Here is a 15,637-nt window from a genome sequence, read left to right on the forward strand (position 1 = left end):
GGCGGCCTTTCTTAGATTAAAAATTAAAGTGCTTTTTTAGTAAGACGTGCTTTTTGACGTGATGCAGTGTTTTTATGGATAAGGCCTTTACGTGCAGCTGTATCCATTTTTTTGATCGCATCTCTTAGTAGGCCAGTAGCGTTTTCGTCTTTAGCGTCAAGAGCAGTTTCAGCTTTACGTACAGCAGTACGCATCGCATGCTTTGTATTCGAGTTTTGCTCGTTCGCAGCAGCGCTTTGTTTTACGCGTTTGATTGCAGATTTAATGTTTGGCATTTCATTCACCTCCAATTTCAGGTAAGGCAAGAGTGTTTCCACGAAGTTTAGGATATCACTTTCACAACAAGCATTATTTTATCAAATCAAGCGCCAGATTGCAAGAACAAAAGCGCAAGCACCTGTTCAGCGCCGCCAAGTATTAGACGTGAAATCCCCATGTTAGAAAATATCCACAAGTCAAGAGATTTATAAATTCCCTGGCAACTAGAAAATTTAAGGAGTGGTGGCCTAATTTCCTGGCGTTCTGCCGGCCTCTGAACATATAGCCGCTGAATACTGGATAATTAATCAAAGAACAAAGAATATTTCCTAGTCACATCGCACAAACTTAAAGGTGAGGTGATTGTATGGAGAAGTATGATTTTTATCGAACGGATCTTCTAGATGAGAGTGAAGAAATGGTCCGTCACCGAACGGCAAATGAAAAAAACAGGTTACAAGAATCGGATGGGGTTTTGTTTGGTGAAAAAAGATTAGGTCGGGTCATCGTGACTTCTGTAAAAGTCGATGCGCAAGGTGAGGAAAAAATCGGTAAGAAGCAAGGAACCTATATTACGCTGACTGTCCCAGCACTAACAGCGGATGATAGGGAAGGGCTTGCAGATATGGCGCGTGTGTTAATTGAAAAACTGGATGAGATCCTTGTGGATATCACAACGCTCAAAACGGGAAAGATTCTTTTGATAGGTCTTGGCAATCGTGACATCACCCCCGATGCTGTCGGCCCGCTGACGATGGACAGGTTGCGAGATATTGTGCCTGGCTATTATTCCGAAGAGGGTAGCAAAGTATTCGTCTATGCGCCCGGTGTGACAATTCAGACGGGTTTGGAAACAGCAGACTTTGTAAAAGCTCTTGTTACTGAAATAAAACCAGACCTACTTATCGTCATCGATGCACTTGCGGCAAGAGATAGCTCCAGGTTATGCCGAACGATACAGTTGACGGATACAGGTATCCATCCAGGCTCAGGCGTAGGCAATAGCCGAAAAGAAATATCGAAAGAGGTACTTGGAATACCTGTAATCGCAATCGGAATTCCGACTGTAGTTGACGGTCCTGTACTTATAGCGGATGCCATCAATTCAATGTTTGGTTATATTGCTTCGAAAATTGAGGAGAAGGACAGCCCTTCATCGCGCCTTTCCGTCACTCCATGGCTGCATACTGAAAATAAAGATGCTGACCGAGCCAACCTGCTACCAATTTTTGGCGATTGGGCGACGTGGCCACACGAAGATCGTATCCAGTTGTTTGAAGAAGTGTTGACGAACCATGAATTACGCACATTCGTTTCTCCGAAAGAGATTGATTCGTGGGTTGCTCTTTATGCGGAAACACTTGCCGATTCATTGACGAACTGGATCTCGACTATAAAAAACAGGCATTAACTCGTGTTCCAACGCATATAGTTGGAACACGGAGGGATGCCATTTGAAAAAAACACTGCAAATATGGGGCACACTTATCTTATTTCTCTTCCTGTTTCCAATGCTTATAACAACATTTCCAAAGGGACAGTCGGCGAAATCTTCTAATCTCGTGAAAGAGTCTACTTACATGGTATACGCCGCGAATATTTTGGAAGAGGAAATAGTGCCAGAGACAATAATAGAACCAGCACTAGAGCCAGCATCAGTGACCGAAGGGAAAGCGCTACTCTATTTTACCCATTTCCACGAAGCCTTTAAGCCGGTGACACAAGCGAGAGAAGGTAAAGTCACTGTATCCCACCAGACTGAAAACATTACAAAGTTTGGCGAGAAATTGAAAACGCAATTGCAATTCAATGGAATTGAAACGGATATGTTAGCTGTAGAAGTGCCCCATACCGGTGCCTATAATGCGATTAGACCACATGTCAAGAAAAAGATGCAGGAAAAAAAGTATGATTTGATAATCGATCTTCATAGGGATTCCGCTGGCCCGGATATAACAACTATTGCGTTCAATGATGAACAATATGCGAAAGTAGCATTTGTTATAGGCATGGAACACTCAAATTTTGAGCGTAATCGAGCAAATGCAGTTCTACTGAAAAATGAAATGGAACTGCTTGTGCCTGGAATTACACGAAATCTAGTCATGAAGCATGGAGCAAACGTTGATGGGAAGTACAATCAGGACCTTGATCCGTCTCTTCTTGTCGTGGAGCTTGGAGGAATCGGGAACACTGAAGATCAACTAAATCGAACAATTGCTGTCTTAGCAAAGGCGGCTGCAACTGTCATTGAAAATTCAAATCGCGCCGAATATTGAAGTATGCGCAGTTCAATTCACTAATTCTAATTAAAAACGAATTTAAATTTTAAACCATAGAGCACCAAAAGGTTGAAAGTCCTATTTTTTATGCATTATGTAGCATTAGAGGTTTTTTATTTTTCATCTGAGCCTCATTGTGACAGGCGAAAGAGAATCTGTATTTGCCCCATTGCCTTTGTAATCTAAATTTACTCATGAAGTCAGACATTATGAAAACTTGTCTTCTGCAAGTTGGGGCGTTTGTGTGATGTAAGTCATCAAGGGCTTTTTTTGGTGGCTCAGTAAATGTAATGAAGATTGAATAAATCACGTGGACTCGACTTCAAAATAAATTGAGGGTTACACGATTTGTTCAGACGTGTAACCCCCAATTTATTACTCTATAACATCGAACCATAATGGTGATTTATCTTCGGAATCCTCATTATAATTGATAGTGATTTCCTGACCATCCTCAATGTCAGCGATTGCATAAAAGTCGATTGATAGATTGTCTATATTATAGGTGAACATTGCATTTGGCGTATAGGAATGGTTATAAAGCGAACCATACCCAAGAGCAATTGCTGTATGTTCATAGTCGTCACCCCAGGTGAAGCAATAATTAAAGAGTATTGTCTTCTTCAAATACTTCCATTCATTTTTACATGAAATCAAAACAGGCGAAACCTCAATAAGTTCACCTGTTTTAATAGCCCGTGTAGCATATAGTCCTCTACCGTATTTCCCAGTATCTTTTAAACAGATTGGTAACACTGTAGTGTCTCCTTTCTACCATTCTTGATTAATGTATTGATTTAAAACAAGGTAGAAAAACCATAGACTCCGTTAGTTAAAATTGATTAGCTGCGTCTTCAAGTAGTTATTGCGGTCGCGGATGAATTGATAAATGAAATCCGGTTCACTATCGAATAGATCAATGGCGCTTTGTTTATAAGGATCGAGAAGAATATGTGGTCGTAAGGCTTCGTGCAAGGTAACTATTTTATTTTCCATATAGTCTACTGTAAATTTGGTTTCCAAAATTTCCGTCAAGATGTTTTTATAAAGTTTACGGAATTCTGGGACACGCATAAGAAGATAGCATAGATGGTTGTTCTTCTTTCCATCAATAGGGACGTATTCATAGTGCATGGCTCCTCCGTCGACTTTCCGACCCCAAGTACCATCATAATCCCAAGGGATGATTTCAAACAGACCTGTTTCACTATTACGGTACAGCGCATAATTATGAGTGAATCCATCATTATTCATTGAACAAACAGCTCCAGCGAGCCAGCGCAAGAACTTATCAATATCAATATATCGAGAAATTTCACTTGGGAAATCAGCAAGAGGTACCATGTTAATTTTATTTATCAACTCAATTACGATGTCGTCGTCTGACGGTTCTCCAAACGCTCGTTGATAGCCCAAAAGAAGAGATTTTTTCATCTTATCGTTATTTAGCAAAGAAAAGTTTGCGTTATTGTTGACTGCATAATAAATAGGACCTACGGGAAGGCCTCTATTTTTCAAGAAATATTCATCAACGGATTCTAATTGTAAATAGATACCTTTATGAGAGCCATTACGGTTTAAATTTATATGTTGACTCTTTGGTGATAAAACACCAATGTCATGAAGGAAGTCAAAAGAGAGTTTATTACGGATCAAAGAGGGGTCCTTGTATTCTGCGTTTAGGTGAATTTCGCGAGCACCCGCGAACATTTTCGGATCGATGAAATCAATTCGATAAGATCTTTTACGAAATTTCCGTGTATAAGATCCCCGATAGGCGATATCGATATCGTAGGAAATGCCTTCCGTATTCAAATATGCGGGAACAGGGTCGTTGTTCCATAAATCATCCCGTAAATCCTCTAAATTATTGTCTTCGATTTTTAACAGATAAGATGGAATTAGATAGGACATAAATTCTCTTTCCTTTCTATTATTCAATCCGTTAATAAAGAAATTCACTAATTATGGCTTGATAATGATAAATGCTTCCGCCTTATCAATGAATAATTGATTTAGCGGAAGCAATTACGTTATTTTCGGCTGCGACGTCCTTTACGTGGACCTTTCGGTGCGCCAGTGTTAGCGGTACCAGTGCCAGTACGAGTGCCAGTGCCGGTACGAGTGCCAGTACCAGTACCAGTACCAGTACCAGTGCCAGTACGAGTGCCAGTGCCGGTACGAGTGCCAGTACCAGTACCAGTGTTAGCAGTACCGGTGTTAGCAGTACCGGTGTTAGCGGTACCTGTTGTTGAAGTGCCCGTCGTTGAACGACGAGTTCTAGCTTTTTTCCCCTTTGGCATAAAAATCCCACCTTTTAATTTGAGTCTAATCCATTGTATTCAAAACATTCTTTACTGTGTCGGCAGCCTAACTAATACAGCATAAAGTCCACCGTTTTATTATGATCAACCCAATACATAAGAAACTAAGCGGACGCTCTTGATACTAAGGGGGTTCGCTTATTTTACATTTATCAACTTGAAAATCGAAAGCTAAGTCTGATTCTGCAGGAACTTAGGTGGTTTTTTGTACTTTCTTCTATATGTTTGTATCCCCGATTTTAAAGGTAAAGAGTTTTGTACTTGACCCACTATTCTAAATTGGGCTTTTGACCATCACTATGTCAACCCATGACACATATAGATAGCAGGACACTATAAAAGGGGGTTGGAATTTTATGAATACGGAAATGATCCATTCATTAGTTGATAGGGTAATAAAGGTAGATAGAGGAGGACCTGAATCCCGTGTTGGTAAGTTACTGGCAGCAGAAGAGGATTATATTACGTTGCTGAACGCAGAGGAAGGAATTATTTATTACAATACACAGCACATCAAAAGCCTAACTTATAATGCGAAAGATCAGGTGGAACTCGACGTTGATATTCCAAAAAACTTTACGTACATTCAAGCTAAAGATTTTAAAGGTGTTTTGGGAAAATTAACACTTCGGTGGGTGAAGATTAATCGCGGTGGACCAGAAACACTAGAAGGAATAATGGACATCGTTACTGATGATTTTGTAACAATTGTTGCAAATGAAGAAATTATCCGTGTTTCCCTGTTTCATATCCGCAACATAAGCTACGGAGTCAAAATTGATAAAGTAAAAAAAGCCGGCGAAAGTAATCAAGGAAAAACAAAAGAAAACAATAAACAAAAAGACGCATAAAAAGAAAGTAAATTACTATTTGATGCATTCGTCGCTTCTGTTAGCTGGAAGCGACGCTATTCTATTAAGGAGGGCCATAATATTGCATGAGCGAAAACTTCAACTAGCACTAAGCGACCTTATAAATATGGAAATTGGTTTGTTTCTTAGTGACAATCAATTTATTAGAGGGGTTTTGTTAGATGTTAAACAAGACCACATTGTTGTTGATGTGAATCAAAATATTTTTTATTTCGCACTGCAACATATTCAGGTTGTTTCAAATAATGCTAAAAATTTTTGTGTTCCGGCAGAAATCGTGTATTATATCGACAAAAACTATTTAGTGGATGTATTGAAAGCGTTGAGATATAACTGGGTGTCTATCAATGGTTTGAGTGACCAGGCGTTTTTCGGGGTGTTAAGCAGAATATACGATGATCATGTTACTTTAATAAATAATGCGGAATTACTCTATATCCCAAAATCCTGTATAGCCAATATTAATAGCAATCTATCCGAAGAACAGATTATTTTATTAAATTCACAGCAACAACTAGAAATCCAAAATTGTCAAAATGAAGATCAGGTGATCAGTGAACGTATACAAAAAACAACTATAGAAGTCCCTATTTTGGAGCTATCCGCAAGAGAGTGGTCGGAAGATGAAACTGTTACTAGTGAACAGCTGGAATTTCATCCGAAGACTAAAGTGGAAATGTATACCGAAATAGTAAAGTTGCTTAAACATAACATATTGAATAGGGATGTAGATAATGGGCTACGTGAAGACATCATTCAAAAAACAGCTATTCAAGGTTTCATTACTCACATAGATGATGAATCAAAGGGGCAGAATGACTTCACAGTTATAGATGAATCAGCAATGAAAGGAACTGAATTTGAAACAGTTACGAAAGAATACCCCGAAGTTTCATCACAGACTGTATCAATAGAAGTTACCATTCCATCAAAGTTGGTTGAACATGAATTAGTGGAAGTGGCTAACGAGTATTCACCGGAAGAGGATCATCCAGGTCTATTAGATTCAACTAATGAAGTAAGTATGGAAGAGCAATTATTCTTTACAGAATCCAAAATAAAACGTAGAAAAAAAAGATTGCTACTAACCGCATGGAGTACCATGAATAATGAACAACAGGCAATGGGAAAGCAAAACAATTTCGTCGTTGAAAATGAACCACCAGATAAAACTGAAAATGCCATAAAAACGGAACTATCTTTTGACCGTATTAATTCATTGATCCACCCTTTACATGATCAGTTTCCAACTGAGAACTTTGCAATTTTGGAAGAAAAACCTGACATTTCTGAAACGACTATCTACCAAATACCTGTAATTTATATTAACCCCAAAAAGGAAAAAGAAATGTTAGAAAAACAATACTTTGCTCTTATGAAGCATGCGGAAACAAATTGTTATTCTATAACTGAAAGACAAATAAATCTAACGGAAGAAGAGCAGTATCTTGCTTTAATGAAGCATGCAGCAAAAATGTACCGTGAATTTAGAAACTGACAACGCTATATATGGATTGGGGTCTTTTGAAAATAAATGAAAGATAGAAAAAGTCTTCATAGTTTATTCAGTCTATTTTATTAAGTTAAGAAGGAGGTGTGGGCTTGAATAATATTATTCAAAGCCTTGTCAAGCAAGTTGCGCAGATCGAAGTTTCCGGGAAGAAATTCATTAATGGTACTGTTATTGATTTAGGGAGCGACATGATAGTGCTTTTTAACGGGAAAGATTTTGTCTATATCCCATTAAATCATATTCAAAATTTTAAGGTTGATTGTGATAATATAAACGAAATAGAGGACCCAAAAGAGTTACCTAGTATACCTACGGAAGAAAATGAGGGAAATTTATCTTTTGGCGCGGTTCTTACACAAGCGAAAGGTAAGTATGTTGAAATCTATGTCGCTGGAGGCCGGCCCTTGCATGGTTATATTACGGCTATTATGAGTAATTACTTTGTATTCGAATCGCCCGTATATAAAACGATGTATATTTCATTAAATCATCTGAAGTGGCTGATTCCTTATGCTCAAAATGAAGGCCCTTATGGATTGGATAACCATGATGTTTCGTTACAACCGAATAGAGATTCGTTAGCAAACACCTTTGATATTCAAGTTGGAAAGTTAAAAAATAAAATTGTTGTATTTAATACTGGAGGAAATAAAAGTTATATAGGGAAAGTAAATGAAATCGAAGAACAAATCGTTGAAATTCAAACAGCAAGGGCAAATTTTATTTATCTAAACCTCGATCATATTAAAACAGTACACCAGGTGTAGTTCATATAGCATTTTGTTATATTGAAGGGTGAGTCAATTCGAGCTTCATCTTTATAATAAAATGATAAGAAGGGGATAATCCTTTCCAGGCTGACGAGAAATTATCGACAGCCTGTTTTTTTTTGGACAAGTACACTTCAGGTACCAGGCTTCTAATATACATATATTGCGTACCGTGATATGGACAATCCGGATGGTTGTCCATTTTAAAGGGAAAGTTGTGCAGTTTGAAAAGATATACATTTTGAGGGGGTTGGACATACATCCCGTTCCTGCTCGATTGAGGTGAATATACATACAAGGAAACGGACAAACAATGAAAGGTTAGTACTCTATTAAAAAGAAGGGATATGTATATGTATGAGTTTTCAAATTGTAATCACCGGTTTGGTGTTCCTAACGACTATGTTAGTGATATTTTGGAGACCTAAAGGAATGAATGAGGCGTGGCCCGCGTCAATTGGCGCGGCAATAATTCTATTAACAGGGATTGTTTCATGGGCAGACATTGTGGATATCATTGATAAGATCGGTGGTGCATCCATTACAATTATAGCTACGATTGTAATGGCTGTTATACTAGAGAGTTTCGGTTTTTTCCATTGGGCAGCTGCACTGCTTGCGAAATTATCAAAGGGTTCGGGCCACCGTCTATATTGGAATATCCAATTGCTATGTTTTTTAATGACACTTTTGTTTAATAATGACGGGAGTATCTTAATTACGACGCCTATATTAATTCTATTACTCAAAAACCTTCAATTAAAACCTCATCAACAAATACCCTACCTGTTAAGCGGGGCACTTATTGCAACGGCTTCTAGTGCACCAATTGGAGTAAGTAATATTGTTAACTTGATCGCCTTGGAAATTATTAATATGTCGCTTTGGATGCATACGGCTATGATGTTTGTCCCAGCAACAATAGGTTTATTATTTATGTCAGGCTTGATGTATTTAATTCTAAAAAATAGACTTCCTAAAAAATTACCCAGTTCTGCAAATGATATTGAAGAAGTATTTTTCAGTAAAAATTTCCACCCCTTAAAAACGAAGATATCGGTTGAGACAAAACAAAAACGTACTAAATTCATGATGAAGATTTTATTATTTGTCTTTATAATGCGTTGCCTACTTTTTGTTGCATCTTTTGCTAACATCCCAATTGAAATTGTAGCCGTACTCGGATCGGCAGCGTTGCTTTTATGGAGATGGTATCACTTACGTACTAACCCTGTGGATATCCTAAAGAAGACTCCTTGGCATATTCTAATTTTTGCTTTCTCTATGTATGTCATTATATACGGCTTACATAATGTGGGACTTACAGCTCTATTAGTAGAATTGTGTGAACCAATTGTGAATCAGGGATTATTTCAAGCTAGTTTTATTATGGGGGGATTAGTTTCAATGCTGTCCAACATTTTTAATAACCACCCAGCTTTAATGATTGGGACGATTACCCTAACTGAAATGGGGCTAGATCCAATTACATTAAAGACCATCTATCTCGCGAATATCATAGGGAGTGACATGGGATCTTTGCTGTTACCAATTGGAACACTTGCCTCTCTTCTGTGGATGCATATCCTAAGAAAAAATAAAATAAAAGTTACTTGGAAGGATTATTTAAGCGTAACGTTGATTGTTATTCCCATAACAACAATCGTAACGTTGACATTGTTATATTTTTGGGTACAATTGGTTTTTGCCAATTAAGATTGCTAGTTAATAATCTATATGAAGTGGGGCGGGGGATATCCAGATGAAAATATTTCCTGCTACTATAGTTTATAGGGAGAAAATGTTAATCGGATCCGAAAACAAACAATAAGAAGCCCAAATTGGAATCTAGGGAAAACTCCGGAAATGAATAAAGAACCCATCGTTAATAACGTCTTATTCCCTACTATTAAGAATTATAAAAGTAGTTAGGGGATTTCAGAGGTGATTAATAAGGATCCTTTTGTTAAATGTTTCAGCGGTTCTATATCTAGTAGGGTGGCAGTACTATTTTAACGTCAACTGATTAATTTACCGACGCGGCTCACAGAATTAGAATTCAAAGGTATAGGTTTGACCTAACCATTGAATCTTATGTGTAGTCGTTCTTTGTATGTATATGTTGTAATTGGAAGAAAAGGGACCAAATAATCCGCAATAACAATAATTAAACGACAAATGACGGTAATACTTAATATGCTCTAGAAAAAATCAATTCATCGATGTGTAAAGGGAATTAGTGGTACGATGATGCCTGGTTTGATGCCATAAGTTATTTAAGGTAGTATGAAACGGTACAAAATAGATCAAGTCGAATCATTATAAAGCCTGTTATATAAAGGTTTTAACACAAATATATAACAAGATGGACGGATATCTGCTATAATTCATATAGCTAAAATAGGAGTGAACTGACTATGAATCATGAACAGAGAGCAGCACGTCAAAAGAATATCCGGAACTTTTCCATCATCGCTCATATCGATCACGGGAAATCAACATTGGCGGATCGTATTCTAGAACAAACCCAAACGTTAACAGCAAGAGAAATGAAGACGCAAACGTTGGATTCGATGGATCTTGAAAGGGAACGCGGAATCACAATTAAATTGAATGCGGTGCAGTTGACGTATGCAGCTAAAGACGGGCAGGAATATACATTCCACCTGATCGATACGCCAGGACACGTCGACTTTACATACGAAGTGTCTCGAAGCCTTGCAGCTTGTGAAGGTGCAATCCTTGTTGTCGATGCGGCACAGGGAATCGAAGCGCAAACGCTGGCAAACGTTTATTTGGCAATCGATAATGAACTTGAAATTTTGCCGGTTATCAATAAAATTGATTTACCTGCAGCAGACCCAGAACGTGTGAGAAAAGAAATTGAAGATGTTATCGGACTCGATGCTTCAGAAGCAGTCCTTGCATCTGCAAAAGCGGGTATTGGAATCATAGATATCTTGGAACAGATTGTTGAGAAGGTTCCTGCTCCACAAGGGGATCCGGATGCTCCGCTTCAAGCGCTAATTTTCGACTCGCACTATGACCCGTACAAAGGGGTTATTGTTAATATCCGCATTATGCAAGGTTCGGTGAAGCCGGGCGATATGATTCATATGATGGCGACTGGTAAAAATTTCGAAGTTCTTGAAACAGGCGTTTTCACACCGAAAATATCGCCCCGAGATGAATTGACTGTCGGAGACGTAGGCTATTTATCCGCTTCGATTAAGAATGTTGGAGATACACGAGTTGGGGACACGATTACAAGCGTGAAAAACCCTGCAAGTGAACCACTAGCTGGTTATCGACGAATGAATCCAATGGTGTTCTGCGGACTATACCCAATCGATACATCGAAATACAATGACCTGCGTGACGCACTTGAAAAGTTAGAGTTGAATGACTCTGCACTTGAATACGAGGCAGAGACATCGCAAGCCCTTGGTTTCGGTTATCGTTGCGGATTCCTAGGCTTATTGCATATGGAAATTATCCAGGAACGTATTGAACGTGAATTCAATATCGACTTGATTACAACAGCGCCAAGTGTTATTTACAATGTAGTACTAACTGATGGTACTGAAATGAAAGTGGACAACCCTGCAATGATGCCGGATGCACAAAAAGTCGATTATGTTGAAGAACCATATGTAAAAGCATCTATTATGGTGCCTAACGAATATGTCGGTTCTGTTATGGAGCTGTGCCAGCAAAAACGCGGGAACTTCATGACAATGGATTACCTGGATTCAACACGCGTCAATATCATTTATGAACTGCCTCTTGCAGAAATCGTTTATGACTTCTTTGACCAATTGAAATCAGGTACAAAAGGGTATGCGTCACTTGACTATGAACTGATTGGCTACAAACAATCGAAACTCGTCAAAATGGACATCCTCTTGAATGGCGAGCACGTCGATGCATTCAGCTTCATCGTCCACAAAGACTTCTCATACGAGCGCGGAAAAGCAATCGTTGAAAAGTTACGTAAACTAATCCCAAGACAACAGTTTGAAGTACCTGTACAGGCAGCCATCGGACAAAAAATTGTCGCACGTTCGACAATCAAGTCAATGGGTAAAAACGTTCTTGCTAAATGTTACGGAGGAGATATCTCCCGTAAACGTAAACTTCTTGATAAACAAAAAGAAGGTAAAAAACGTATGAAACAAGTAGGGTCAGTTGAAGTACCTCAAGAAGCATTTATGGCTGTATTGAAGATGGATGAGGATTAAAGGCTGTAGATATGGGGTTTGTAATTGTTGCAAATCTTGTACTCAGGATTGAATTTAGTATAAAATGCACCGTATTTAAGCTTGTTTTTCATAAGCTTAATACGGTGCTTTTTAATTTTTCAAATTTACCTATAGAGTAAGCTACAAAGCTGATACAGACAATTAATCACGCTTTTTCGATTGAGTCAAGACACATGCCCTTTTTCAATAACAATTAACAAAAGCTAGAAATAAAATACTCCCTTGTACCAGACTGTTCGTCCAATCATTGCTCGTACTCATCCATATACTACGTAGAAGGCTGGCCAGCTTTAAAGAACAGCAAAGGGGGGATAGGATATGTGTTTTGAAAATCGGAATCGTCGGGTAGAGTTAGTCTGTAAGTGTCGGGAAGTAAGGTCTGATCGAGACTTTGATAATAGACGTCATTGTGATCGCGACTTTGATAATAGAAATCGTTGTAATCGCGACCGCGACGATAGATGTCGTTGTAATGAGAATCGTCGTAGACGTTGTAACTTTTGTAATTTTGGCTGGTAAACGTATTGGATTTTAAAAGTGTGAAATGAAAAAATTGCAATGCTTGCGGCAACTATGAAATTAAAGGCGACCATTCCATTACGGAATGATCGCCTTTTTTCGTTTATTTCTTCCAAAAGAAAATCTATTTATAATGTTACATGCATCGGCTTCTTCCAAAACAGTGCAATAATCGTGCCGATTGCTAATACGATAGCGGCAAAATAGTAGGGGTAGTTTAAGTCAACATCGAATAACACACCACCGATAATCGGGCCGAAAATATTACCAATACTTGTGAAGGTTGAGTTCATACCGCCGATAAAGCCTTGTTCATTGCCCGCAATTTTAGATAAATACGATGTAATGGCTGGACGAATTAGATCGAATCCAACAAACAGGAAGAATGTTGTCAGTAATATTGTGAAGTATGAGCTCACGAAGGTCATCAATAGGACAAGAATCGCTGATAAGGCTAAGCTGTAGCGAATAAGATTAATTTCACCAATGCTTTTAGATAAGCGATCAAACAACAATAGTTGCGCAAGAGCACCTACAATTCCGCTACCTGTAATGACGATGGCGATATCTTTTGGTGTGAAGCCGAATTTATGGTCGACGAATAAGCTGAAAAACGATTCAAACGCTGCGAGGCCAAATGACAATACGAAAATTAAGATAAACGCAATGGCATACATCGGAATGAAAAGACGACGAAAGCCTGTTTTTTGTCCTGGGATAGGCGCTTCTTCAGCTACGCGTTCGGGTTCTGTTAAGAGAATAAGTGATAGAATCGCTGCAACCGCTCCGAGTACACCTGCCGAATAAAAGGGTACTCGTGTGCCAATCTCAGCTAAAAACCCACCAATCCCGGGTCCGATAATAAAGCCTGTGCTAATCGCGGCGGACATATAGCCAATGGCTTTTGGTCTAGTGGCGTTTGTGGTAATATCCGCGATAAAGGCTGTTACAGCAGGCATAATAAATGCTGCACTGACCCCACCGAGCATGCGTGAGATAAATAATACCTCAACAGATTTACCAAATCCGAACAAAAACTCGGAGAAACCGAATACAAACAGGCCGAGTACAATCATAATTTTACGACCGTATTTGTCAGCCCATCGACCGGCAAACGGTGAGACGATAAGTTGTGTAATCGCAAATGCCGCCATCATATAGCCGACAACCGTACCGTTAATGTTTAGCTCGTTCATGATTGTAGGGAGGACGGGAATAACAAGCCCGATACCAAGAAAGGCGATAAATAAATTCAGTAGTAAGATGGCTAATGTGACTTTTTGATTTTTCAAAAAAAAACTCCTTTACATTTTAGTTGTTATAAACCACTTCTTTCAATTGGTTTTATAAAGCTTACAATTGATAACTATAATATGTTGAAGAAATGAGTAGTCGTTTACAGGATTTAAGCTTTGTGCGATACACCATAATGCTGTATGATACAAGTTAGTACATCCAATTAGCAAGAAGTATTTATTGCTGTCTTGGAGATGGAAGAGGATTAATTAATAAATGAAGAAGGGGGCGTCGAGCCCTCTTTTTTCCATGTATAGACTCTAACGCCTAGAAGTTCGGGGTCATTAGCCTTGAACTAGGCGTTAATTAAAGGAAGGAAGTGACGGTATGAGGGGTATGTATATCCACATTCCGTTTTGCCATCAAATTTGTCATTACTGTGATTTTAATAAAGTATTTTTCAAAAATCAGCCTGTCGATGAGTATATTGAATCAATGGGTCAGGAATTGGCGATTATGCGGCAGGAAGGTATTTCATTCAAAGAAGTGGAAACGGTTTTCTTAGGAGGCGGCACACCGACTTCGCTGTCTGAAAAACAGCTTGAACGGTTGCTAGAGATTATCCATGAATATGTAGATGTCAGTTCATTGAAAGAGTTTTCGACGGAAGCAAATCCGGACGAGCTAACATACGGCAAATTGATTGTCCTGAAAAATGGCGGCGTGGATCGATTGAGCATCGGTGTTCAGTCATTCGACGCGGACTTATTGAAGAAAATTGGTAGGACGCATAGTCCAGACGACGCTGCCCGTGTTGTTGGAGAAGCGAGAAAAGCTGGATTTGATAACCTGAGTATTGATTTGATTTACGGGTTGCCGGGGCAAACAATTGCACAATGGCAGGATACTCTTGATAAAGCACTTGCCCTCGATCTTCCCCATTATTCAGGGTACTCGCTTATTGTTGAGCCAAAAACGGTCTTTTATAATTTGATGAATAAAGGCAAGTTGCCGCTCCCAGGTGAAGACATCGAAACGGAAATGTTTACGATGTTGATTGAACAAATGGAAAGTAAAGGACGCAAGGGTTACGAAATTAGTAATTTTGCAACTCCAGGTCACGAATCAATTCATAACCTTATCTATTGGGAAAATTCCACGTACGCTGGTGTTGGTGCAGGTGCACATGGCTATGTAGATGGCATCCGGTATTCGAACATCGGACCGATTGCGAAATATATGGAGAAAACGGCATTGGGTGAACGACCTGTCCAACAGACACATCTAGTGACAGAAACGGAAGCGATGGAAGAGGAAATGTTCCTTGGCCTCCGCAAATCAAATGGCGTATCCGTCTCTTTATTCCAAGAGAAGTTCGGACAGTCGCTTGAAGAGGTTTACGGCGAAACATTGCACTCGCTTATCAAAGACGGGCTTGTCGAGCGATTGGATGATACGGTTAAGTTAACGCACCGTGGTGTTTATAGAGGAAACGATGTATTTCAGCAATTTCTTAACTAATTCTGAGTCAATTCGTTGACACTTCGATCTGCATTTGTTAAATTATCAGTAGTATTAGCACTCGCAGTTATAGAGTGCTA

The 15,637-nt window shown here is 38.9% G+C and carries 13 protein-coding genes; 8 read left to right on the forward strand and 5 right to left on the reverse strand.

Going from position 1 to position 15,637, the window contains the following annotated elements; genetic code table 11:
- Window positions 1–23 precede the first annotated feature (23 nt).
- Complete coding sequence (gene rpsT / locus I2483_RS12430; protein WP_186668685.1) at window positions 24–275, reverse strand: 30S ribosomal protein S20; 252 nt, start codon at window positions 273–275, stop codon at window positions 24–26.
- 350 nt (window positions 276–625) lie between these two features.
- On the opposite strand from rpsT, the gene gpr reads away from it, so the two are divergent.
- Both gpr and spoIIP read left to right on the forward strand, forming a co-directional pair.
- Window positions 626–1,669 carry a GPR endopeptidase gene (gene gpr, locus I2483_RS12435; protein ID WP_207277467.1) on the forward strand — a complete coding sequence of 348 codons (1,044 nt, stop codon included), beginning with the start codon at window positions 626–628 and terminating at the stop codon, window positions 1,667–1,669.
- 43 nt (window positions 1,670–1,712) lie between these two features.
- Window positions 1,713–2,537, forward strand: coding sequence for a stage II sporulation protein P (spoIIP, locus tag I2483_RS12440; protein ID WP_207277468.1), 825 nt, complete (start codon window positions 1,713–1,715; stop codon window positions 2,535–2,537).
- A gap of 378 nt (window positions 2,538–2,915) precedes the next feature.
- On the opposite strand, the gene I2483_RS12445 is transcribed toward spoIIP, so the two are convergent.
- From I2483_RS12445 to I2483_RS12455, 3 genes are all read right to left on the reverse strand, one after another.
- On the reverse strand, window positions 2,916–3,296 hold the full coding sequence (locus tag I2483_RS12445; protein WP_207277469.1) for an SET domain-containing protein-lysine N-methyltransferase: 381 nt from the start codon (window positions 3,294–3,296) through the stop codon (window positions 2,916–2,918).
- A 72-nt stretch (window positions 3,297–3,368) separates the two neighbouring features.
- The gene (locus I2483_RS12450; RefSeq protein WP_207277470.1) at window positions 3,369–4,454 is read right to left on the reverse strand and encodes a CotH kinase family protein; all 1,086 of its coding nucleotides are present in this window, start codon (window positions 4,452–4,454) and stop codon (window positions 3,369–3,371) included.
- Window positions 4,455–4,573: 119 nt separating this feature from the next.
- The gene (locus I2483_RS12455) at window positions 4,574–4,843 is read right to left on the reverse strand and encodes a hypothetical protein (RefSeq protein ID WP_207277471.1); all 270 of its coding nucleotides are present in this window, start codon (window positions 4,841–4,843) and stop codon (window positions 4,574–4,576) included.
- Between the two features lie 377 nt (window positions 4,844–5,220).
- Between I2483_RS12455 and I2483_RS12460 the strand changes: the two genes are divergently transcribed.
- The 5 genes from I2483_RS12460 (at window position 5,221) to lepA (ending at window position 12,260) form a co-directional block, all read left to right on the forward strand.
- A complete protein-coding gene (locus I2483_RS12460) occupies window positions 5,221–5,715 on the forward strand; it encodes a hypothetical protein (protein ID WP_207277472.1) in 495 nt (164 codons plus the stop codon).
- A gap of 82 nt (window positions 5,716–5,797) precedes the next feature.
- Entirely contained in the window at window positions 5,798–7,234 is a 1,437-nt protein-coding gene (locus I2483_RS12465; protein WP_207277473.1) for a DUF2642 domain-containing protein, read from the forward strand.
- A gap of 104 nt (window positions 7,235–7,338) precedes the next feature.
- Window positions 7,339–8,016 (forward strand): DUF2642 domain-containing protein, encoded by a 678-nt coding sequence (locus I2483_RS12470; protein WP_207277474.1) that lies wholly within the window; start codon window positions 7,339–7,341, stop codon window positions 8,014–8,016.
- 360 nt (window positions 8,017–8,376) lie between these two features.
- Window positions 8,377–9,735 (forward strand): arsenic transporter, encoded by a 1,359-nt coding sequence (locus I2483_RS12475; protein ID WP_207277475.1) that lies wholly within the window; start codon window positions 8,377–8,379, stop codon window positions 9,733–9,735.
- A gap of 701 nt (window positions 9,736–10,436) precedes the next feature.
- Entirely contained in the window at window positions 10,437–12,260 is a 1,824-nt protein-coding gene (gene lepA / locus I2483_RS12480) for a translation elongation factor 4 (protein ID WP_186668691.1), read from the forward strand.
- A 668-nt stretch (window positions 12,261–12,928) separates the two neighbouring features.
- On the opposite strand, the gene norA is transcribed toward lepA, so the two are convergent.
- A complete protein-coding gene (norA, locus tag I2483_RS12485; protein ID WP_207277476.1) occupies window positions 12,929–14,092 on the reverse strand; it encodes a multidrug efflux MFS transporter NorA in 1,164 nt (387 codons plus the stop codon).
- A gap of 331 nt (window positions 14,093–14,423) precedes the next feature.
- On the opposite strand from norA, the gene hemW reads away from it, so the two are divergent.
- On the forward strand, window positions 14,424–15,557 hold the full coding sequence (gene hemW, locus I2483_RS12490; protein ID WP_207277477.1) for a radical SAM family heme chaperone HemW: 1,134 nt from the start codon (window positions 14,424–14,426) through the stop codon (window positions 15,555–15,557).
- Window positions 15,558–15,637: the final 80 nt, after the last annotated feature.

The organism is Sporosarcina sp. E16_3, assembly GCF_017347125.1.
GTDB lineage: Bacteria > Bacillota > Bacilli > Bacillales_A > Planococcaceae > Sporosarcina.

Bases quoted from the DNA above. Each gene is read 5' to 3' on its own strand.
- rpsT (WP_186668685.1), bottom strand. From the start codon at position 275: ATGCCAAACATTAAATCTGCAATCAAACGCGTAAAACAAAGCGCTGCT.
- gpr (WP_207277467.1), top strand. From the start codon at position 626: ATGGAGAAGTATGATTTTTATCGAACGGATCTTCTAGATGAGAGTGAA.
- I2483_RS12450 (WP_207277470.1), bottom strand. From the start codon at position 4,454: ATGTCCTATCTAATTCCATCTTATCTGTTAAAAATCGAAGACAATAAT.
- I2483_RS12455 (WP_207277471.1), bottom strand. From the start codon at position 4,843: ATGCCAAAGGGGAAAAAAGCTAGAACTCGTCGTTCAACGACGGGCACT.
- I2483_RS12460 (WP_207277472.1), top strand. From the start codon at position 5,221: ATGAATACGGAAATGATCCATTCATTAGTTGATAGGGTAATAAAGGTA.
- I2483_RS12475 (WP_207277475.1), top strand. From the start codon at position 8,377: ATGAGTTTTCAAATTGTAATCACCGGTTTGGTGTTCCTAACGACTATG.
- lepA (WP_186668691.1), top strand. From the start codon at position 10,437: ATGAATCATGAACAGAGAGCAGCACGTCAAAAGAATATCCGGAACTTT.
- hemW (WP_207277477.1), top strand. From the start codon at position 14,424: ATGAGGGGTATGTATATCCACATTCCGTTTTGCCATCAAATTTGTCAT.